General features: G+C 37.3%; 18 protein-coding genes. 9 read left to right on the plus strand and 9 right to left on the minus strand.

Annotation, left to right across the window (positions count from 1 at the left end; genetic code table 11):
• Nucleotides 1-49 precede the first annotated feature (49 nt).
• Complete coding sequence (locus CUN60_RS06285) at nucleotides 50-2,770, plus strand: hypothetical protein (RefSeq protein ID WP_102951216.1); 2,721 nt, start codon at nucleotides 50-52, stop codon at nucleotides 2,768-2,770.
• Between the two features lie 23 nt (nucleotides 2,771-2,793).
• Nucleotides 2,794-5,148 carry a hypothetical protein gene (locus CUN60_RS06290; protein ID WP_102951217.1) on the plus strand — a complete coding sequence of 785 codons (2,355 nt, stop codon included), beginning with the start codon at nucleotides 2,794-2,796 and terminating at the stop codon, nucleotides 5,146-5,148.
• Between the two features lie 736 nt (nucleotides 5,149-5,884).
• On the opposite strand, the gene CUN60_RS13440 is transcribed toward CUN60_RS06290, so the two are convergent.
• The 3 genes from CUN60_RS13440 to relB form a co-directional block, all read right to left on the minus strand.
• Complete coding sequence (locus CUN60_RS13440) at nucleotides 5,885-6,082, minus strand: type II toxin-antitoxin system PemK/MazF family toxin (RefSeq protein ID WP_102951218.1); 198 nt, start codon at nucleotides 6,080-6,082, stop codon at nucleotides 5,885-5,887.
• 145 nt (nucleotides 6,083-6,227) lie between these two features.
• Nucleotides 6,228-6,488 (minus strand): type II toxin-antitoxin system RelE family toxin, encoded by a 261-nt coding sequence (locus tag CUN60_RS06300; RefSeq protein ID WP_102951219.1) that lies wholly within the window; start codon nucleotides 6,486-6,488, stop codon nucleotides 6,228-6,230.
• Nucleotides 6,488-6,706, minus strand: a complete 219-nt coding sequence (relB, locus tag CUN60_RS06305) for a type II toxin-antitoxin system RelB family antitoxin (protein ID WP_102952450.1) — start codon at nucleotides 6,704-6,706, stop codon at nucleotides 6,488-6,490. Before relB ends, CUN60_RS06300 begins: the two co-directional genes overlap by 1 nt.
• A gap of 163 nt (nucleotides 6,707-6,869) precedes the next feature.
• Between relB and CUN60_RS13300 the strand changes: the two genes are divergently transcribed.
• Nucleotides 6,870-6,992: a hypothetical protein gene (locus tag CUN60_RS13300; RefSeq protein ID WP_279639058.1), complete on the plus strand. Its 123-nt coding sequence runs from the start codon at nucleotides 6,870-6,872 to the stop codon at nucleotides 6,990-6,992.
• 289 nt (nucleotides 6,993-7,281) lie between these two features.
• Here the strand turns inward: CUN60_RS13300 and CUN60_RS06310 are convergent, their stop codons facing one another.
• Both CUN60_RS06310 and CUN60_RS06315 read right to left on the minus strand, forming a co-directional pair.
• Entirely contained in the window at nucleotides 7,282-7,611 is a 330-nt protein-coding gene (locus tag CUN60_RS06310; RefSeq protein WP_102951220.1) for a hypothetical protein, read from the minus strand.
• 96 nt (nucleotides 7,612-7,707) lie between these two features.
• The gene (locus tag CUN60_RS06315) at nucleotides 7,708-7,935 is read right to left on the minus strand and encodes a TA system antitoxin ParD family protein (RefSeq protein WP_102951221.1); all 228 of its coding nucleotides are present in this window, start codon (nucleotides 7,933-7,935) and stop codon (nucleotides 7,708-7,710) included.
• 173 nt (nucleotides 7,936-8,108) lie between these two features.
• Here CUN60_RS06315 and CUN60_RS06320 point away from each other — a divergent pair, with 173 nt between their 5' ends.
• From CUN60_RS06320 to CUN60_RS06345, 6 genes are all read left to right on the plus strand, one after another.
• Nucleotides 8,109-8,318 carry an anti-toxin gene (locus CUN60_RS06320; protein WP_102951222.1) on the plus strand — a complete coding sequence of 70 codons (210 nt, stop codon included), beginning with the start codon at nucleotides 8,109-8,111 and terminating at the stop codon, nucleotides 8,316-8,318.
• Nucleotides 8,305-8,580, plus strand: a complete 276-nt coding sequence (locus CUN60_RS06325; RefSeq protein ID WP_102951223.1) for a type II toxin-antitoxin system RelE family toxin — start codon at nucleotides 8,305-8,307, stop codon at nucleotides 8,578-8,580. The genes CUN60_RS06320 and CUN60_RS06325 overlap by 14 nt, the downstream gene beginning before the upstream one ends.
• 326 nt (nucleotides 8,581-8,906) lie before the next feature.
• Complete coding sequence (locus CUN60_RS06330; protein WP_102951224.1) at nucleotides 8,907-11,429, plus strand: choice-of-anchor D domain-containing protein; 2,523 nt, start codon at nucleotides 8,907-8,909, stop codon at nucleotides 11,427-11,429.
• Nucleotides 11,430-11,700: 271 nt separating this feature from the next.
• A complete protein-coding gene (locus CUN60_RS06335) occupies nucleotides 11,701-15,126 on the plus strand; it encodes a DUF1566 domain-containing protein (protein ID WP_102951225.1) in 3,426 nt (1,141 codons plus the stop codon).
• Nucleotides 15,127-15,474: 348 nt separating this feature from the next.
• Entirely contained in the window at nucleotides 15,475-16,413 is a 939-nt protein-coding gene (gene metA, locus CUN60_RS06340) for a homoserine O-acetyltransferase MetA (protein ID WP_102951226.1), read from the plus strand.
• Between the two features lie 35 nt (nucleotides 16,414-16,448).
• Nucleotides 16,449-17,177: a hypothetical protein gene (locus CUN60_RS06345; RefSeq protein WP_158649317.1), complete on the plus strand. Its 729-nt coding sequence runs from the start codon at nucleotides 16,449-16,451 to the stop codon at nucleotides 17,175-17,177.
• Here CUN60_RS06345 and CUN60_RS06350 read toward each other — a convergent pair.
• The 4 genes from CUN60_RS06350 to CUN60_RS06365 all read right to left on the minus strand — a co-directional run bounded on the left by CUN60_RS06350 (nucleotide 17,174) and on the right by CUN60_RS06365 (nucleotide 22,741).
• Complete coding sequence (locus tag CUN60_RS06350; RefSeq protein ID WP_102951228.1) at nucleotides 17,174-17,917, minus strand: helix-turn-helix transcriptional regulator; 744 nt, start codon at nucleotides 17,915-17,917, stop codon at nucleotides 17,174-17,176. The two genes, CUN60_RS06345 and CUN60_RS06350, sit on opposite strands and share 4 nt — an antisense overlap.
• A gap of 58 nt (nucleotides 17,918-17,975) precedes the next feature.
• Nucleotides 17,976-18,803 (minus strand): SDR family oxidoreductase, encoded by an 828-nt coding sequence (locus tag CUN60_RS06355; RefSeq protein ID WP_102951229.1) that lies wholly within the window; start codon nucleotides 18,801-18,803, stop codon nucleotides 17,976-17,978.
• Nucleotides 18,804-18,820: 17 nt separating this feature from the next.
• Nucleotides 18,821-20,167, minus strand: coding sequence for a glycoside-pentoside-hexuronide (GPH):cation symporter (locus tag CUN60_RS06360; protein WP_102951230.1), 1,347 nt, complete (start codon nucleotides 20,165-20,167; stop codon nucleotides 18,821-18,823).
• A gap of 75 nt (nucleotides 20,168-20,242) precedes the next feature.
• The gene (locus CUN60_RS06365; protein ID WP_102951231.1) at nucleotides 20,243-22,741 is read right to left on the minus strand and encodes a glycoside hydrolase family 31 protein; all 2,499 of its coding nucleotides are present in this window, start codon (nucleotides 22,739-22,741) and stop codon (nucleotides 20,243-20,245) included.
• Between the last annotated feature and the right edge of the window lie 104 nt (nucleotides 22,742-22,845).

The following is a 22,845-nucleotide window of genomic DNA, read 5'->3' on the forward strand; positions in this document are numbered from 1 at the left end:
TAAGTTGCAATTTTCAAGTTGATATGATGCGATATGGAGAATTTATATTATGAAACTAACTACCCCTCAGATAAAAACCTGTTTACTACTTATGCTAAGTGCGCTAGTAAGTAGCTGCAATAATGGTAATGAAGCTGTCAATCGCAACAATAATGACCAGATAGTTGGTATAAAGCCACCAGCTCCACTACGTGCTCCGGCAGTGGTGATTAGCCGGGTAGCAACTATTCCGGTAAATAATGGGGTTAGTGGTAATCATGTAATCCGTATCGATAATCATACTAACCACGATCTACGCCTGATTAGTGCCGAAATCGACAATAACACGATTGACGATAGCTCCGCCAACTGCAATATTCTATACCGCGATGCGGCATGTAGTATAGTAGTAGCACCCAAAGATCCTAGGGAAACAACGCTAATCAGGCTAAGCTATCAAGATGAAGCTGGTAAGATTTATAATACTGCCCAATTGATTAATTATTCAGCGACGGTAATGAGCCGCGACGGCTTTATCGTTAGCGAGGGTGAATTTGGCGAAATCTATTCGACCAATGACTATAGCCTGACGCTACCATTTATCGCCGATGATGATTATAACGAGCTAGATATTAGCTCGGATGTGATGGTACTCGATAAACACCTTGATTGTAATGGCAAGGTAACTAAAGGTTCGCAGTGTACGGCAACTCTAACCCTGCCTGCTGCTACCGGGGCAGGGTATAGTAATCAGATTCGCCTAACTGGTAAAAAAGCCAATGGGCAAATTAATCAATATCGGATCAATAATCGGGCATATTTCGAAGATAGGCCATCACTGGTATTAAGTGGTGGACCACTGGCGCTACTTGCGACTAATGCTACCGGTGCGAATAATCGTGTAACCCTGCGGGTAGTTAATAACGGAGTATTACCTGTAAGTATCTGGGGTGAAGACTATAAGCCATTATCGAGCGAAGTTTATGGTAGTATCAATCAAACTAGTGTAACTTCACCATTAGTGAAGACTATCGGTAATTGTAATTTTGATGGTAGAGTCGGTACCTCAGTTGGTAAAACTGCTAAAGCTGGTGATATTTGTGAGATACGCTTATCGCTAAATAACATCCAGCAGCCACAATCCGGACATGATCAGTACACTATTCGCTATGATGGAGAAACTGGGACAACAACAGCTAAGACAACCTTTATCTACTATACCGGGCTTTCTACCGATATTGATCCCAATCGTCCAGATGGCTTAGTAAACTATGCCTATACTATTAGAGGTAGCCTAAACTTCTTAAATACGCCAGTAACTAATCCAGCAACCGCGCGTACCGAATATATCCAGATCCAAAATACCGGGAAAGAGCCAATCAAGGTTACTAACTGGAATGTTAGTTATCCGGCTGGGATGACTACGCGTAATGATGAATGTAGCAATAAAACCCTAAAAAGTGCTGAAGCTTGCAATATCTATGTAAGCTATGCGCCAACAGCCGCCGTAACGAATAATAGTGCTGTAATAGGCGAGATAAAAGCGGTTCGTGCGGATAATAATAGTACGACTGATTTTATCGCACCAAATAAAAGTGTCGGGATTCTTTATAGTGCGACAGGCACCCCACCGAATGTCGGTACATTGACATTAAGTCATGGGCGGGTGTATCTCGAAAAAGAACAAGGTGTAACAGGAGATGTTAGCGAAGATGTGATTATCGAAAATAGTGGTAAGGCTGATTATCTGATTAGTGGCATCAGTGCAGTAACTAACCCGAATTTGTCGCGTTTTTTACGGATGGAATTACCAGCTAACTTTACTTTACCGGGTAGCACGACTGCAATCGCTAATCCATTAAGTAGCTTTGGTATAAATGGGTTTAACGCACAGGGACAAGTAGTTACATTAAAGCCAGGGCAAAAAGCGGTAGTACGTTATCATTATAGCAGTACTACAGCTGAAGCTGGCACACTTTATCAACAGATTATCCGTGCCAATGATGGCTATGGTGTACCAATTCAGGTTGACTATGCGACTACTACTTCACCGATCCGGGTAACTGCACCAAAGGCAGTTGGCACATTAAATACCGCTGGTAGCTTACTTACTAGTGGGGGCAGTTTTCCGCTTACTTGGGGTAATAAGCTGACACTTGAAGTCGAGTATGCTCCGGTGGGGGGCACTGCCAAAGGCTTTATTATCGATGATAGCGATTTACCTTATGGTTATGGCGTGGTAGCAAGCTCGACTACCTGCCCGACTAGTAGTAAAAGCAGTAGTCCGACTGATCTGACTACATCATGTAAGGCAGTCTATGAGTTTTTAAATCCGGATATTAGTAATGGTTATAGCTATACACTGGCAACAGCTAATGCTGCTAGTCAGGCTTTTAGAGCGCCAACGTACTCGCTTGAGATAAATAAAGAGCGGCGCCGGGTAATTCCAAGCCAAGTATTTAATTACCAGACTCTGCCTTTTGTCACGATGACAACATCGCAAACTGGTTCAGGCTCTAGCCGGAGTGTAACTTTTACTATTCAGAATTATTCTGCGGCTTCATTAACTGGGATGAATAACTATCCAGTCATAATAGTACCTGATTATGCAGCTAACTCAAATATCAAAGGTGCAACTAGCTGTGTAATTAATACTCCGGCAGCTAAGGCAAGCTGTAATATTAGCTTTACTTTAAAAAATACTTCAGGTAATAAACAGCTACCAGTAGCTTATGCCTCAACTGAAGATGCTTACTATAACTCGATTCGTAGCAGTATAACGTTAAACTAATAAACCAAGGGAATTATAACATCATGCAAAAATTATCTAAAATCCACCTAAGCTTGATTAGTGCGCTGGCACTTGTTGGCTGCGATAATGTCGGCGGTGGTAGCGAAAATAGCCAAGTACGGCAAAATAAACTAACTATCAGTAATACGCCAGTCTTCCCGCATAGTGGCAGTGGCGATATTTATGCGCTGGTATTATCCAATCATACTAAAGAGGATATGCAGCTAACTAATAGTCAGCTAAAGGGGATCAGCCCCAGTGATGAAGATAGCGCAGATGATATTAGTACTAAGCTACAGCTAGCAAAATCGCTAAAAGCAACCCAGCTAACCGATCTTATTGATCTATCTGCTTGTAAGATGATTAAGGCTGGAGCTAACTGTGTCGTGACTATTGAGCTACCTAAACAAGTTGCTAGCGGCTATTTTGATTTTAGCCTGCAATATACTGACAGTAATGCTAAAGCATACACGGTAGATAAGCTAGTGGTATTTAATGCTGGGATGGTAGCAAATGATGGCGTAATCCTGACTAATCAGTATATCGAGTCGGTAGTGGTAAATTCGGATAAATATACGCTGGCAATACCGTTTCAGCTAACCGATGATTTTGAATCAGTCGCGATCCGCCAGCATGGAGTAGCACCAACGGGCTATAATCAGATAATCTGTAATAATCAAGCAAATGATGGCAAGACTAATAATAGCCGTAAATATGCCGCTAATAATAGCTGTACTGCATTGATCGAACTGGATAGTCATGAAGCTAATCCAGAGCTAGCATTGACGTTTAGCGATACCCATGGTAGTAGCCGCACGGTAGAGATCAAATCCAGCGTACTTTATGGTAATTATCCTGAGCTGGTGATTATCGGTGCCCCTGCAATACTAACTAATGCTAGTAGTAAAGTGATAACTATCAAAAATATCGGGACACAAACAGCAAAAGATGTCCGCCTCAGTGAGACTGGCGATACGACTTCGTTTGATATTAATAAAGCCTCGTGCGAGGGCAAATCGCTTGAGAATAATCAGCAATGTGTTGTCCAGTATCAAGCGAAGGGTAACAACCAGACTGCAACTATCACCCAGAGCGTTAGCTATAAAGGCGATGATGGGCTGGATACTCGGATGTTTAGTACTAAATATCCGGTATATATAAATAAAGTTGCGAATCTTAAGGCTCCCAATCAGAATAATACTACCGTTTTACCTGCACATAGAGCTATTGATGCACAAAAAGAGTATTTCCCAGAAGAGCTAGAAAATATTACCGTAAGCTTTGATCAGCCAGTTAATGCGAGTGGTTTATATATGAATGACGGTGGCATGGGCGCACTTTTTGGGGGCAAATACAGTGGTTGTGAGGGATACACTTATTTAACACCAGATAAAATAACTTGTAAATTAAAATCTACAGACTTGCGTGATATGATAGGCGACACAATCTTTGAAATGCGTACCGCGCAGCTTGGTAACTCAACTGGTTTGATTGGTAATAAGCCTATTAATGAGCGTTATTACTATTATACTGTGCGGCATCACCGCAATCCACGGGTGAGCGCAATCACTAATACTAGTCAGACATTTAAACCCGGCAATACGATTAAGTTTGCGATAAACCTAGATAGTAGTAGATATAGCGCAAATAATCGCTATCGCTTTAATCCCCAGTCTGGTTATACGATTACTAGTAATAATTGCAATACTGCCACCAATGGCTGCCGGATTGAAGTTGAGTATAAAATCCCATTAGCTAATCAACTAACAGGTAGTGGGACTATCCAGCATACCTTACCGCAGCAGATACTATCGATTGTGCCAGCAAGTGGAAGTAAGCCAAGTGAGTTACGGGTAGTTCATAGCCAGACTGTTTCAGTGAGTAAGCTCCCGGCTACTCACATTACAGATTTCTGGATTACTCATGATTTTTTACAAGGATATTCTTGTACTAAGATGTACAATACTAGTGGTGCTGTAGCTTGTTATTTTCGTGTGGCGGGTATTTCTGCACCTGGTTATCAATCAGTGATAAGAAGTTTCAATCGGTTTAATGGAAATAGCTCTTGTTTATTGCCTGTGGTAGGGCTAGGGATTGGTTTTTGTCTGACATTAAATAACCTTCCTGATTCATCACAAGGAGAAATTGATCCTGGAATTTTTTTTAGAAACCCTATTCGTACTGAGAATGGATATACAACGGCTGCTGTTGGTGCTGCCTTCTATGTGGTACTGATTCCAAATGGACAAGATATACGTACTAATCCACCTGGTACTATTTACGTTGGGAGATTTTGTATTCCTCTCTTTCCCATTAGTAGTTCTAGTACTGGTGCATCCGTTGTTGCACCTTACTGTGGCTTGCCACCAGAGCAATAGATACAGGTGTTATCATTTTTACTAGTGGTCAGCTTTGTAGTAAGAGGACATTCTGCAAATAACTCTTGCCGCTATAAAACACCACCCAAAAAGGTTGGGTGTTGTTTCTATTTATGTCATTTTATGCAGTTTTTAATCTCTGCAGATAAACTCCCCACGGCTTGCAGCGTTAGACCAGAGATTGCCAACGGACGGTTCCGTAGGAAAAATTTCCTTAATACCTCGTGGGCTCTGCCCCGAGGATAGGAAATTTTAGTCCTCTGGCTTTACTCAGTCTTTTAAAAAGCAAGTTATTGATAGTTTAACAAAGTGTAAAGTTGATTGAGGTACATTTATCAGAAAAAAAACTGAGTTCTTACTCAGTCTTTTTCTAGGTTAGGTCATAAGTCGAACAAGAAGCGGCTTGATGTTTTAGTTGCTTATATTGGTGCACTAGCTGTATCCTTAGCCCACGCCCTAAAGCTTCGGTATAGTGTCGGATTATTTCTAAGCTTGGCGAATGTCGCTTATTCTAATTGCTAGAATACTATTTTTTCTTTTTCTGATGTAAAAATGAGGTGATAACTATTTCAGTCTGGTCTTTAATCCAGTATGAAATTATAAAAGTGAATTGTTGTATAATGTGTGGTGATGTTGTTATTTTGAATAAAACTAATGGTTTACAGTTTGCATCACAGATAATGATTGATAAAATTATGCAAGTAGAAAAGTTTGCCATTTGAGAATTATGGAACTTTTAGAATAAGCCAAGCCATAACTTTATAGCTTCGTCCACTTTTTGAATACTCAGTTCATCTAATCTCCCAATCTTTTCACCAACATCGCTTTTTAATATTGTGGTTATTTTATCCGCCATGGCTTGAGATATAACGGTCAGTCCATTAGATTTGTCTGGTAATATATTTATTCGAAAAGGCTCAGCATTACTGATGATACTATTAGTTTACTTTACGAAGAAGTGCTAAGTGACAGATGCAAAAATACAAAGGGTAATATGTTGATAGAAAAGTGCGTCTATGTCCATAATAGAGCATTGGATACTAAGACTTTCGCTATGGGTGGTTTCAAGAACTCTGATGCTATTTATATATTTCTTTACGGTGTGCAATCCTCAGTACTAGTATGATTAATATGTTGTCTTGTATTTCACAAACTAGACGATAATCTTCTGCTCTGTAGCGCCATAATCGGGAAAGTTCGCTGGTTAGTGCCTTGCCTGACTGCCTAGGATTTTCCAAAGCTATTATTTTATCAATTTCTGCTGCTATTTGTTTTTGTACTGGTTTATCTAGCTTGTCAAATAACTTTGCTGCTTTTGTAGAAAACTGGACAGCCCACATTATAAGTTATTCCGTTTTTTTAGCTCTTCCCACGAAATAGTTGTACTATTCCCAGATCGGATATCCTCTAATTCTTTCTCCGCCAGATATATATCTTCCATATCATCCAAATACTCTATTAGTGCCTGTTTGACATAAAAAGACTTAGTCCGGTGAGTTTTTTCAGCAAGGTTATTCAATCTTTGCTCTATTTCAGCATCAAGCCTAATTGCTAACATTTGCTTATCTTTCAAAAATGTTATACATGTCATACAGATAATTATATCAGTAACGTTAATTCTTGTCAATTGCTTTATAAAGCATGATGTTTTTCGACCCATTTACCCAAATCTGAAACTGTAAAAATCTGGTTTAATTTATTATTTTAGGGTATAATATTGTATGAAATTAAAGATGGTCAAAATTGATTTTGATAGCGATACAGTTAAATTAATGTCAGAAAGAATAAATATTCTTTCTTGGGCAATTGGTGGTATTGGCTATCTGGGATTTAACATCCAATGATTAAATAAAGCTATTACCGTTATATTAGGATGGCTAGTGCTTCAATATATATCCTTTGCTTTGCTTAAAGTAAGTAAGACGATAAAAAAAGAGGAGGAACAAAAAGGTGGAACTACTTAAATTAATCTTTCTAAATGTAGTGGTTATTGCTGGGGCTTTTTATTTACTACACTTAGCAGTTAAAAACGCAAAACAGAAATCTAAACACCGGCATGTTTAGCTTTCCTAGAAAAAAAGACCACTTAATAAGTGGTTTTTTATTAGACCGTTTTCCTAACTAACTGGTGAATCATAACCAATGGAAGCCTTTAGCGAGCATACCGCCTATGGTAATTACTACTGTTATTCCTGTCCATACCGTAAATTTTAAGCTGTCGTAACGGTACTGCTCAATTTTAGCAGTTAAGCGTAATTCAGCCTCACTAATATCCCGCTTAACTAATAGCATATCATCACCTTTATCAGCAAGTTCTTTTGTTTCTAGATCTTGTTTTATATCAGCTTTTACTTCAGCGATAATTTGTTCTAGGCGTTTAGCCTGAACTTCTGCTTGCTTATCAGTAAAACCAGCTTCTTTTAGCTCGTGTATATAATCAACTATCGATAATGTCTTTGACATTAATCAATCCTTTTAATGAGAATATTTTAATCCATTATGTAAGTCAATGTCAGTCGATTAACCCATCTTACAGGGCAAACTAGCACTTAAATATTTTTATATTTGTTCAGCTCTATATTCAAATAGCTCGGCATCTTCTTTTAAGTTTTGAGCAAGTAGAATATCTTTGATAAATGTTACGGGTAAATCTTGATTTTCTGATGCTAACTTATCAAGCTTAGCCCAATACCCAATTTGTGAAGATATTGATCTATGCTCAGCAATAGCATGCCTTTTGGCTACAGTATAAAGCTCATCTTCGATTTTAATTGAGTGAAAGCTCATGGTAATTTCCTTACAATAATATAGCATAATAGTAGCACATTTCAAATTAATTAGTCAGCATCATATGAGGAGATGCGCCAAAATATTAAAGAAATACATTGTATTTGTCTGGATGTATGCAGTATAATAATTGTGTGATACGTTTGTGTTACAAAAATCATTGAGGATAAAAAATGAATATCAGACTAGATAATGAATTGGAGCAAAAATTAAATTATTTTGCCCATGAACTTCATACAACTAAAACTGAACTGGTAAAACCATATATTTTGAGAATGCTAGAAGATCTGGAAGATTATTATCATGCTCATAAAGCCTTACAAGATGAAGGCTCAATTAGCATTGATGAATTAGAGAAAGAATTTGCTCATGTGGCAGATTGAGTTTAAGCCGAAAGCTGCTAAAGAATTAAGAAAACTCGATCCAAAGCATGCCCGGCAGATTCTTTCCTGGTTGAGAGTTCGGCTGGATAGTGGTGCAGATCCCAGATTATTTGCTGAACAGTTAACTGGAAATTTTAAAGATTTCTGGAGATTCAGAATAGGTGATTTTAGAATTGTATTTCAACCTGAAGAGCAAAAGTTATTAATTCTTGTTGTTCGAATTGCTCATCGTAAAGAAGTTTATCATACTGACTTAAACTAATTCCAACCTAATTTAGCTAGCTATAATTGTCATACTTGGACAACTATAAGTATCGAAATTCACCTAAGACAGGTGATTTTTGTATTTCTAGCAGGTAAAATCGACATCCATTAATCAATTCCTAGCTTTAGCAAATCTATTTTGCAACCACATTTTTACCCACCCAAATTCTTTGGGTGGTAAATCTATTTGTGTTATTTTATGCGGGTTTTAAAATCTGGGGGAATTTCATACAATAGCTCCCGTAGCAAATCAAAGCTTAGTTTAAGCAGTAGCTTGACTAACTTTGGCTAAATTAGTTTAACAAAACATAAAAAAGGGAAATCATGAAAAGAAATCAAATCTCATTATTACTTAGTTCACTAGTTATCTCAGCATCTATTCTTGCTGGTTGTAATTCTGGGACTAGCTCGGCTGGTTCATCAACTGCTACTGAGACGGCAACTGAAGTTCGTCAGTCACCAGTTGGCATTTCGCCAATGGCAGCCATTCCATTAACTGGTGTAGGGCATCAGTTTACTTTACGTATCTCTAATAGCTCGGCAAATGACTATAGCTTGGATAAAATCGAAGTGATTGATCCACTAACTGGTAGAAGTGCGCTTGATAAAGTTAGCGTTAATCGTGATCTATGCGAAAAAGTTGCTAAAAATAGCTACTGCGCGATCAAAATTACGCCACAAGTAGATAAATCTGCTGCATTCATCATCAAAGCGACCTTATCGGCTAATGGTAAGCAAGAAGTAGTAAGCCAACTAATCCGTATTAGCGATAAAGTTAAATCACACAATAGTATTTACTTTACCAATGATATTAGTGAAGTTGTCGCAGACAAAAAGTCTAACTATACTTTGGCATTACCTGTGGTACTCGATGATGATTTCTCAGCGATGAAAGTAAGTAATGGTTTACTTGATTGTGAAGGTAAATCCAAAGGTTCTTCATGTACTTATATCTTAAATGGCTCTATCAGTGCCGATAAGACTTTAGTTGCGACCAATATCGAGGGTACGCATAAGAAAGATGGTACTAAAGAGCAGCTACTAAAATCAAATACTTTAGTGCGTGCTAATATGAATTATACGAAAGTTTTATTATCTCAGCCAGCAGATATCGTTGCAAAAAAAGATGGTTCAGCACATGATCCAGTTAGCGTAATTGCCTATAATCTTGGGAATGTAGCAGCGACAGATATCAATGTAAAAACCTCAGTAGGCTTCAGTGCGACTAATACTTGCGGTACAGAACTTGGTGGTGGTACCGGCTGTGCTATTCCGGTGAGCGTAACAAATAGCGATGAGCAAGTAAGTGTTAGCGGTAGCCTTACGTTTGAATATAATAGAGGTAAATCTGCAAGTACCCAACTATTTTATGATGCGCTAAATCTAGATACCAAACTTGAGCTTACACCTAAAGGTAACCCAGATTTTAACAGTATGGTGATCGGAGATCAGCCGCGAACAGCTATTTACACCCTCACGAATAGTGGTGATAAAACCTTGACTGGCATTCAGATTAGACTTGATGCTCCTGATTTTAGTCATAGTTTGTGTCCAAGTGCACTAGCTAGTGGCGAAACATGTGATATTACAGTTACATATAATCCACAAGCGGTAAATTCAGGTAATACCAATCTTGCAGTTACTGGTAAATACACGACAAAAGAAGGTCAAACTACTACTGATAAAACAATCTATGCCGCTACTCCAATTACTTACTCAGCGCTTAATGCATTTACTAGTTTTAAGGTATCGCCAGAATTAGGGCATAATTTTGTTGCAAAAACTGGTACTTCAGTCAGCCATGATTATACAATCACCAATGTAAGTAACTATGCTTCAACACTTAGTGCGGCAAAAGTTTCAACTAATGTGGCTTCTACTGCTGGCGAATTTACTTTGGATAAAGGATGTGAAACAACTCTGAACGCTAATGGCGGGAGTTGTAAACTCGGGGCTATCTTTGCGCCAAAAGTAGACCATAATATCAAAGATATTGCAATAACTGTACCAGCTTCAGGACCTAATGGTAGCGCAGGAGAAGATCTCGAATTAAAAGCTAATTTATTCTCGAAAGCAGATGCTGCTGATGCGCCGAATATTACAGTAGTGGGTCCAATAGTTTTCCCTTACGAGGGTAATTTAGGTGGCTCATTTGTTGTAGACGCCGATGATATGTTTGCTGCAACGAGAATTTCTTTTGGCATGTTTAGTGGTAGAAAGGTATCATTACACTATACTTTTGAAAATAAGGGGCCTGGGGCGGCTAATAATTTCAATGTTGCAGTCAGTGGAATTTCTTCATCTTTTGCAATTGATATAGATAACACTAATTGTCCAATTGGTGAAACTTCAAGAGTTTTCGCAAAAGATGATAAATGTGATGTTTCGGTAAATATTCCTAAAGAGAAGTATTTCGCAGCCGGAATGCTAAATGGTGCTGATTTTACTGATAATCTGGTTTTACCATATAGCTATGAAAACCTTGCCACAACTACTTATGAAGAGAAAACTACCAATCCGGTTGAAGTAAAAATTTCTACCAATGTAGCAGAAGGTTTAACTCTTACACCTAAAATGGATGGTAATAATGTTATTCTAGATGTAGAACATGCTGGGCTAAATAAACTGGTATCTAAAACAGATACTGAGATTACTGTATCTGCTACAATTAAAGGTATCCCTGATCCAAAATTAAGCTGTGATGTAGCGGCTGGTTCTTTGAAAGAATGTACAGTTCTTAAATTACCTGCTTCTTTTCCTAAAGGCGAACATTCTCTTGATGTAACGATCACACCAAAAAGCGATGCTAATCTTAAACAGCATAGAGTTGTTAAGTTTACTGTCTAAGGGGTGCTTGATTTAAACAAGATTTTACAATCATGTTAACCCAGATTTTTGATCTGGGTTTTTTATGCTTTAATTTATGAGCTATAAGTATAAGTAAGCCCTATACCCAATCAATTATTCTATTTTTACACCCCTAAATAAATAGGGGGTAAAGATACATGTGTAATTTTAAGCGGGTTTTAAATTGCAGGGTAAAACTATATAATCATCTCTGTAGATACAGTCAGCTTCTTGATTTAAAATCTATTTTCAAATGTTTTGAGGAAGGTATATGAAAAATATATTACTATTTGTACTTGTAGGTACTGTGCTTGCTGCATGTAATTCTGCAGCACCAGGAGCAAAAGGTGCTTTAGTTGAAGTACCTGATGTAACAACTACAGCAAATGATAGCAAGGTTTATTTTGATACATTCGCTGCTATACCCAAGGTGGCAACTCCCAGTAATTATATTATCCGTCTGCATAATGATAGTAATGATAGTTACCAAATAGTTTCAGCAACACTTTCTCCACTTTTAGTTAGTGATAAAAATAAAGCTCTAGCAACGTTGGATAAAAATAATTGTAGCACCATTACTAGACACTCGCAATGTGGATTTATTCTTAATTTCCCGGCAAATAATACTGCGAGCTACACATTAACTACAGTAGTTGAGGATAGTAGTCACAAACAACATACTATCAAAAGCTTTCTAATTAGTGATCAGAATAAAAGCGGCGCTAATGGGATTAATTATTCATTTCTAAGTACGGTAAATAGTCATAATGGTATCTATCATCTGGCAGTACCAGTTTATTTTGGTAAAGATTTTAATAAAGTAAGCGTTAGTGAGGGAACTCTTTACTGTCGCAATGGCTACCATGCTGGTAGTAGCTGTACTTATTATAAGGATGGTCAGGTAAGTAAAGATGAATTGTTACTTAGCAAACTAAGTGCAGTAACAGCAGATAATCGTGATGTAGAAGTATCTGGTAAATCACTTATTAGTAAATCTGGCACGCCTTTTTTATTAATGTCTGTACCTGAGGATGTCGAGCTTAAACCCGGTTCTGCTCCTGTAAAATCAGTAATCAGTATTGTCAATATAGGTAATCAGCCAGCAACGGGAATTACTATCGATTCATCAAAGCTTGCCGCTGGGGTAACCCTATTGCCAGCTGGCTGTGGTACAGATCTTGCCGCATATGGTAACTGTAATATTGAGATTAGTTATAATGGTGTGAGCACCAATGGCAGCAGTATCCTTAAGCTTTCGCACGATTATACGTCGGCTAAAAGAACGCTGGTGCAGCAATTCATGCATATAATAAATCGTGATGAACCAGCATTGGAATGGGATAATCCACCAAGCAATATTTTTGAAGGTTCAGTAGTCCATGATGAAGTAAGCGAAACCTTTATCCTCAAAGCCAAAAATATTAAATTCTCTGCGATTAAGTTATCACACGATAGTAATAGTGATTTTACAGTTGCGGCTGATCCAGCTGGCTTATGCAAGGGTAATCAGATAAGTATAGCTAGTGATGGTAGTGAAGAATGCCACATAACTATCAGTTATAAGCCGATGACTCAATTAGCTAACCCAGCCATTTTTTATATTACCGCTACTGGTAGCTATATTGATGCAACTGATACCGAGCGCTCACTTGCCTATCCTTTGGCGCTATCTTATTCCGCTCCTTTTACGCCAGCAAGCCTTATTCAGATAAATGATGGGAATAAAATTGAGCTAAAAACAATAGCTGGAGAGCCTAAAGATTTTGTTATCAAAATCGAAAATAACAGTAAGTATAGCATATCTCTTGGTAGCCCGGTTTTTACGCCAGCTATTCCGGATGCTACTATTGCTGATCCGGCAAAATGCCTAACTATTGCACCACAAAGTTCTTGTGAATTATCTGTAAACTATGACCCTAAAGCTACCATGGTAAATAGCATGATGAGTAGCTTGAGGCTACAGGTTATTAAGCTTAATAATAACGACATTTCAGCGACAAGTGAATTTGCCACAAGTGTAGTTGAGTATGCCGCAGTTAGCCCGAGTAAGCCAAGTCTTGTTGTTTCGTTTGATAAAGTTAGTGGTAATCAGACTCAGGATGTCAGTGGTTACTGGGTTCATAAAGATAATACTATTGAATTTAGCTATAAAGCTACTAATACAGGAGATGGGATTGCCAAAAATATCAGTGTTACTAGTTCTAATGGCTGGACTATTGATGACACCAATTGTCAGAGTAGGCAGCTATCTAAAGGTGATAGCTGTCAAGTGAAATTTAGCCACGCTTATAGCAGTGTAGGTCAGCAGGAGTTAAAAGAACAAGATGTGACTATCAGCTATGGTTACGGAAATGCTAATGATACTGATAGTATCAAGCTTGGGACTGATACAAAAAATGTAGTAGTTTATCAAATGCCAAATTTGATTCACGTATCAGGTGCAATTGGTCAATTAGACGATGTGTTTCCAGGTAGTAAATTAACTACTACTTTTCGTATTGATGACGGTTATCCAGGTATGCCTGGGTATGAAGTAAAGATAGCTCATAGCATTGATATTAATTCTGATGGTCTGATATGGAATAATCCTTCATGCACGCTAGATTATCAAAAAATGACTTGTGATATTTTGACCGATACGGACTATAGCCTGCTAGGAGAAAGTCGTAAGGCATCATTTGTAAGTACTGGCGGTTTATCGCTATCTAATAAAGATCTAAATATAAAATTTAGGGATTTTGCCGTAGTTGGGGACAATCGTCCAGCTGATTTTGTTAGGAACGGAAAATGTGTTTTAGATAAAATTACTGGTCTAATGTGGCCTACCGACCCCCTTTCTGATATTAGTAATAAACCAATTCGTACTATAAAAGAAGCTATGGATAGCATTGAAGCTCTTAATCAAGAAAATTTCTGTGACTATAGCGATTGGGTTTTACCAAATATTAATGAACTAAAATCATTGGTTAACTATAGCTCCAGTAATTTCCCTCAATGGTTGGCTGATAATAACGGTCCTAATGTTGCCGGACTAAATCGGTTTGGCTTTTTTTCATCAACGCTTGGTCAGGCTGGAAGGTATATTGTTTTTAGTTTACATGAAAATATTCCATATTTCCCATTAAGTTTTTTGGGTGTTGGTTCGTATTTGCTACCAGTACGGCATGACTCAACAGTTAAGCCAATTGTTACAATCTGGAAAACTGGTCAAACAAATCCTTTTGGTGTAACTGGTAGTGATGGTGAAACCCAGCGTGGTAAAGAGCGTCCAAGCGTTCCATTTGAAGATGTTAAATCTGATCCAAGATGTGTTAAAGATAATAGCACGGGTAAAATCTGGTTCAAAACCCTTATTCCTAGTGGTAAATATTCTGCACTATTAAAAACTGTACAAGATTATAATCATATGACAATGTGTGGTGTTACTGGCTGGCATGTAGCGACTATTAATGAATACCATTCACTTCAGAACTATGGTGAAGATGGTACATTTACTTATCTTAAAAGATATGGGCTAGATTTAGAGACTAATAGTGGCGTTTATAATTTTACTGGCAATGTAATAAACTCTGGTGGCAAGCTTTCTATGATACGCTTTGATTTTGCAGCAATTAGGGTGCGTAATACGGATATTACCAATACTGATGGTGAGGTTGATGCTGGTGGTGATGCCCCTGCAGTGCTAGTTGCTGGTTAACTTCTATGTCTTGATAAAGCAAGGGTTAGTTTCTAATCTCACTTTATTTAGCTTGTAAGTGTTTAAAATAGCTTGCAGTAGTAGCAAATAATCCGTTTATAAAAAACTCGGTCGTTTACGACCGAGTTTTTTATAATACCATTTTAACAATTTAGAGCATGATGGATTCTTTTATTTATTCACATTACCTTATCCCGAGTTCGCGTTAGTAGCTAAGATTATGTTTGGATAAAAATACTAGCAGTGTAGTAATATAAGGTTGGTCTAAAGGTCATTATTATCTGCTGGTTCATGAATTTGTGCGAAAATAACTCCCTTTATGGCAATTTTATAATTTGGAGCTAGATTATGCCTGTAAAAATACCTAATAATTTACCAGCTACAGATATACTTAATTCAGAAAATATCTTTGTAATGTCTGAGGATAGGGCCGCGCATCAGGATATTCGTCCATTAAAAATAGTAATACTGAATTTAATGCCAAATAAAATTGTTACTGAAACGCAGATTTTGCGTCTTTTAGGGAATACTCCACTACAAATTGAGATTACTTTTTTACATCCGCAATCTCATGCGTCAAAGAATACTGCCAATGAGCATTTAGAGAATTTTTATAATTCGTTTGATAATATTAAGAATGATAAATTTGATGGTATGATTATTACTGGCGCACCATTGGGGCAAATTGATTTTGAAGAAGTTGATTTTTGGGACGAATTGTGTTCAATAATGGAGTGGAGCAAGCATAATGTATTTTCCTGTTTACATATTTGCTGGGGAACATTAGCTGGGCTTTACTATCACTATAAAATTCCAAAATATAATCTTGCTCAAAAAATGTTTGGGGTATTTCCGCATCAAGTAAATCATCAGTTAAGTAAATTATTAAGAGGTTTTGATGATGTATTTTGGGTTCCTCATTCGCGCCATACTGAGGTAAAAAGAGAAGATATTCTCTTACATCCAGAGCTGAGAATTCTTGCTGAATCTGATGAGTCTGGTGTTTATCTTCTAGCAACCTCTGATTATCGCCAGGTCTTTATTACCGGACATTCTGAATATGATACTATGACCCTTAGCGACGAATATTTTCGTGATTTGAGTAAAGGGTTTACCATAGATATGCCGATAAATTATTTCCCTGCGAATGATCCTAGCAAAAAACCAGCTTCTTTGTGGCGCGGACATGCGCACTTACTTTTTGCCAATTGGCTTAATTACTGTGTTTATCAGGAAACACCATTTAGTTTATCGGAGGTTGGATTAGTTTGCGATTACTCTATTTAAGTCCTCTAGCTTTATTAATTCCCTATTCAGAGGCAATGGCAAATGAATCGAGTCCTTTCCAGAAATTTGACAATAACATTTCTGCGGGGATAGCCGTTATTTCTTCGCCAGGTAACTATTGGGCATCAAATCTGAATGCAAATGGTCAAGCATTATTTAATAATGGAGTTTGGCTTAATCTTCTGGCAGCGACAAAACTGTCATTTAATTTTGATAACAACAACAATAGCAGTGTTAGTAAAACTTATAATAATTCATCGGCAAGTAGCTTTGGACTAACAGGTGGATACGCATTTTTGATCGATGGTAAATATAATGTTATTCCGCATGTTGGATTTTCATATACTAATCAGTTGCTTGCTGTTAATGAAAATAGTATTCAGCAGTTCATTATCGAAGATCCTGCATATAATTATTCATTTGGGCTTAAAAATGAAATGATATTAATTCCTGCAAAACTAAAAATAGCACTGGATTTAAATTTCAATATAGGTGATCATCAGTCTGTAGTTCCAAATTCATCTGATGGTAGTCTTGGGCATTATAATTATACGCTTTATACCTTTACTGCTACTCCAGCAATTCAGTGGAATTTTGCAGAAAAATTTACTATTATTGGGTATTACCAGTTTAATTATAACTTTAGCAATAGTATGAACTCTCCAAATGTAAACTATCCAGATATTGGTGTTAGCTCAAGCCAGTACTTGATGAATAATTATGTCCAAAACGCACTTGGAGTGAATTTTGGTGTCCTTTTTTAATAAGCGATCAACTCCGAAACTGGCATTTCAACTTTGGGCAACAAATCTGTAGGTACATAGCGATCAAAACCGAGCCTTATCAATTTCGCAAAAAGAGCATCACGGTTATATACTTCAAATTTAACAAATAGTTGATCTCGAAATAAGCTGTCAATTGTGCTTTTTGAAATATCTCGTCCAGTTATTTTTGATAAAGTGAAAGCAATATCCTTACTACTAAGTCCAGATAAGAATAAGAATATTGCTTCTTTTTCACGTGTAGTCAATTTATATTTACTTATATCAATACTGTAATCACAGTCAAAGACTCCTAGGCTTCTAATTATTTGTAACTGCATACTGATAAATGAAAGCGTTCGATAACTACAAAATATCCCGACAACATTATCAGTTGCAGGATTGATTATTGGCGACTTTTCCAATGAGAACGGCTGCAATTTATCGTCAAATTCAGTAATTGCAAAGCTTCTAACTTTTTTTCGTTCTTTTATTACCTGATTAAGATCAATATTTTGTTGCTCTTGTAAATGCTTTGGATTTGTCTGCACAAATTCAAAATTATCATTTTTTTCTGGGTGAAACACTTTTATGTATAATGGGCTTGCGTATTTTACTGACAAATCGGTACCCCTAATTAATGTGCACCAGCCACGGATAACCTGATCAAAATTCTTGAACGAATTAATTATTAGTTCAAGGAAGTCATGATCATTTAAACTGATACTATCTCCGCCACTCATATGAGATATCTCCCTTAATTGAATAGAATTTATCTATATTGTAATAGATATTAGATATTTAGACTCCAGAATATGCGGCAAAGCCACCATCAACTGGTATTACAACTCCATTTACAAAGCCGGAAGCTTTACTGTCCGCTAGCCAGAGTAGGGTACCAACCAATTCGTGAGCTTCACCAAATCGAGCCATTGGCGTATGAGTAATGATTTTTTCTGCGCGACTAGTCCATTTCCCCTCATCAGTTTTTAATAATTTGTGGTTTTGTTGGGTAAGAAAAAATCCTGGGGCAATAGCATTTACCCGGATATTAGTTTTAGCAAAGTGTACCGCTAGCCACTGGGTGAAATTATTAATTGCTGCTTTCGCTGCACTATAGGCAGGAATCTTAGTTAGCGGGCATAATGCACTCATTGATGAGATATTAATGATAGTCGCTTCAGCTTTATTAAGCATTTGCTTACCGAAAACCTGACATGGTAATAAGGTACCCATGAAATTAAGACGAAATACAAAATCAATCCCATCTGCTTCAAGATCAAAGAAACTGGTAGCATCTGGTTTATTAGCAATATCTTCTGAGTAATACTCTTCGCTACTAGTTCCTTTAGGATGATTTCCACCCGCACCATTTAGAAGTAAGTCACAACTACCAAGTGTCTTTTCTATAAATTCTGCGGCATCTTCTAGGCTTTTGCGGTCAGTAACATCGGCACTAACTGCAATTGCAATCTCATTATTTGCTTCGATCTCTTTAATTAGATCAGCTGATTTCTCTTTATCGCGTCCAATAATCGCTACTTTATAGCCATTATAAGCTAGAGCTTTACAAAACTCATTACCAAGTACACCACTTCCACCAGTAACTACTGCTACTTTTTTCGTCATCTTAATTCCTCTACTTTTTAATTTGCTGATAATTGTTTGCGTGCTGCAATTTCGTGTACAATCTCTTGACAGCGATCATCGGTTAATTCGTACCATAAAGTTATGATTATTGCAGCTATACCAATGGTTATTGCCGGATATAATAGTAGTAAGCCCTTAATTCCGGCCAGTGAAGCACTACTTTGGATAGCTTTGGGTACATAGCCAATTAATGTCAAACCAAGACCTGCCGAAAATCCGGAGATTGATTGGGCAACTTTACGCGAAAAGCTAAAAGCAGCATAGGTAACGCCAGCAGCCCGCTTACCTGTTTTCCATTCGCCATAATCGATAATATCAGAAATCAGTGCCCAGACTATGCCATTAGGAATACTTATTGCGATAAATGCAATACTTGCAAGAATTGTAAAACTGATCGGGTTTGAAGGAATAAAAAAATTAATGATGTCTGCAGTAATACTAATCCCGAAGCCAATTAGCATACTTTGCTTTTTACCGAAGATTTTTACCATTTGTGGAATGGCAAATATTGACAAGATCGAGCTACCGATAATAATGAAATTAATAATTGCAAGAAGCTTAACATCATTCAAATTATATTCACAGAAATATACTAGCATCGCAATCTTGATATTATATGCAGAAATCGTAAATAAAGACATAATAATCAAAATCCAAAGCGGCTTATTGCCTTTTAGAGCACCTAAGAGATCACGAGTACGAAGTTTCTCATTTGCGGGTGGGGTAATGTTTTCTTTGGTGAATTTATAGCAGGTATAATGAGAAATTATTCCTAATACCCCCATTATCGCAGCAGCTACTGGGAAGCCAATTTTATTATCATTAAAGAGTAATACAATTGGCATAAAAACTACGCCAGTAATTAGTAAGGCAATCAGTGAACCAGCCTGTCTAAATGATGCTAATTGCGTACGATCATTGACATCCTGCGTCATCGCTGCTGCAAGTGAACCATAGGGGATATTAACCATAGAATAACAAAGTCCCCAAATCATATAACTAGCATAGGCGTAGATTAATTTTCCTTGAACTGAGACATCTGGAAAGATAAAGGTAATTACGGTCAAGGCTGCAAGAATAAATGCCGAATTAATCATAACTGGGCGGTATTTGCCATTTTTACTAGCTTTTCGTTTATCAATATATGAGCCAGCCAAAACATCCATAAAGGCATCAAAAATTTTACTAAATAGGAATACACCACCAGCTGCCGCACCACTAATGCCGCAAACATCGGTATAGAATTTTAGCAAATATGCTTGACCAAGATCAAAGGTGAAGCCGTTACCAAGATCGCCAACACCATAAGCCGCTTTTTCTCTAAAGCTAAGTTTTTTTGTCATGATTACCCCTTAATATAAGTCTTGTGTGTATTTGTTATTATTCGAATCTGATATTACACACAAATATTTATCCCTTTACATGCCAATTAAGTCAAAATGTGCGAAGCTAACAATTATTTCACTATCTTTATTGGGGAAAGTGGTTTTTATTTCAACTATGCCCTTACTGGTGCTATAGTACCAGCCTTCACTTATTTCATTAAATTTATCACGGTGTAGGAATTGTTTAATCTTACGCCCATCAATTGTAACAAAGAATGGTCCTTTATCCTGATTTATCAGTTTTAATTCCATTATATTGGTATGCGGTATGAAATTGCCTTCATGTTTGAAACTGATTTTTGTCTGTTCGCCAATCCTATTGACACGGATTAAGGTATTTCTATAACTACCTTTTAAATAGTCATTAGTTAATCCATCATCTTGATATAAGTTAAATTCGCCATCCTTGCCACCAATAATCAATTCCAAATGCTGGAATTGTCCATCATTGAGTTTAGCTTCATCATTAGATAAGGCAATTATTGAGTTATCCCGAATAAACATCGGAATTGAATCGAGAGTTACAGCTAGATTAATCTTAGTGCCGCCAGGATATTTTTGGTAACTATTAAAGTCATACCAGCTCGCTGAATTTGGCAGATAAACCTCTCGTGAAGTTGCTTTGGGTTCTACTATGTTAGCTATAAATAAACTACTGCCGAGCATGAAATCAACACCTTCATTATAGATATTCAGGTCATTTTGAAATTCATAAACTAGTGGTCGCATAATCGGCGTGCCAAAAAGATGAGCTTCACGCATTAGCGAATAAAAATATGGCATTAAGCGGTAGCGGAGTTTAATCGCATCACGAATTTGCTGGGTATGTTCACCATACATCCATGGCTCGGTAACAGTGTTATCGGTATTACAAGAATGGATTGAAAACCGTGGCTGAAAAATACCATTTTGTACCCAGCGGACAAAGAGCTCTGGGTCTGGGTGCGGACCCCAAAAACCACCGATATCGCAGCCATTATTGGCTACACCGGATAGCCCCATACCAAGGATAGTTGCAATATTGAATTTTAATGATTGCCACGAGGTATAGTTATCACCAGCCCAAGTTTGTGAATAGCGTTGAATGCCAGCAAAACCACCACGATTTACCGAGTATGGACGCAAATTAGGATTATATTTAAGCATGGCTTGTCTGCCCGCGTAAGCCATCAGATTAGGTTGGATTGATTTTAGCTTGGCAAGTTTAGCGCCTTTACCATCAAAATCACAGTAGGCATCTTTATCAGCCAGAGAATCATACTCACAATTATCATTCCAAAGAGAGGTTACACCATGTTTAAGTAGGCTATCAGTTACATATTGCTGCCATTTATCGCGTGAGGATTTTTTAGTGAAATCAACAAATGAACCCATCCCGCCCCACCAGTAATCAACATAAGGCGTAGCGTGGTCTGTAGCTGTTGTGATAAATATTCGTTGATCTGCCATAGTTTGATAGTTAGGATTGGAAGTTAAAACTCCCGGTTTAATATTGGGTGTAACTGGCACCCCTAGCTTATGCATGCTAGCAAAATATTTCGATGGCTCCGGGAATTTTTGGTTATTCCATGTAAATAGCTGGCGTTTATTTTGACTATCTACCGTATATCCTGAAGATAGATGAAAGTTATCAATAGGGATATCTTCATTACGACATTTCTCAACAAAACTGATTATTTCCTGATCACAATCCTTGGGAAGTTCGACATAATACATCGTTGAACCAAGATAGCCAAGGGCGTAGGCTGGAAGCATAGCTGATTTACCAGTTAAAGAGGTATAACCTTCAATAACCTTGGCTAAACTTGGACCATTAATTACAAATAAATCAAGGTCTCCGCCATCAGCAGAGTAATAACTATAGCGATGGTGGTAATTACTATGATCAACTCCTATATCAAATACTGCTTCATAAGTATTATGATAAAACAGCCCAATAGCATGTTTGGTTACAGCATTTAGCTTGATATAAAACGGGATATGTTTATATAAGGGATCACTATTTTCCGGGTCATAGCCAAGCGTATCTTTGGCATTTTGGACTAATCTTCTACGTAGTTTATTTAAGCTACCTGTTTTTTCACCAAAGCCATAAAAATAATCTTTTTCAATATCAATCTCTGTGTAATGATAAATTCGTCCAAGCTGATCTTCAACATAAGGCTTTGATTTTAGGTCAGAATAAATCAATTGCTCTTGATTATTGAAAATCTGAATGTAGTAAGGGGATTTATTGATAATTATTTTTAATGAATCAGTCTTGAAGTATAAACTATCTTCACAATCGGTGATCTGTGGTGTAATTGCAGTTATTTTCTGGCGTTCATTACCAAGTAATGAATCAAAGCGATCTTCCCAAGCTACGGTAGTTAGTACATACGATTCTTCAGAAAAGTCATTATTAAAGGCTGTCCGAATACGGATTATGTCGTTTGTTAGTAGATAGATCTTGACATAGCAGGCATCACATTCAAGGGTAATACTATTATCTCGATTTACGGTGTGGGTAATTAGTTGTTTGGGTAGTTTCATAAATATTTTCTGCTTAAAGAGGTTTATTTTGCATATAAAACCATGGGTGCGCTTAATTAGACTCGTGATTAATAACTCCTAAGATTTTAACAGGTAATTTGCTT

Origin of the sequence: Aquella oligotrophica (assembly GCF_002892535.1) — a bacterium.
In the GTDB taxonomy this organism is placed as follows: Bacteria; Pseudomonadota; Gammaproteobacteria; order Burkholderiales; family UBA11063; genus Aquella; species Aquella oligotrophica.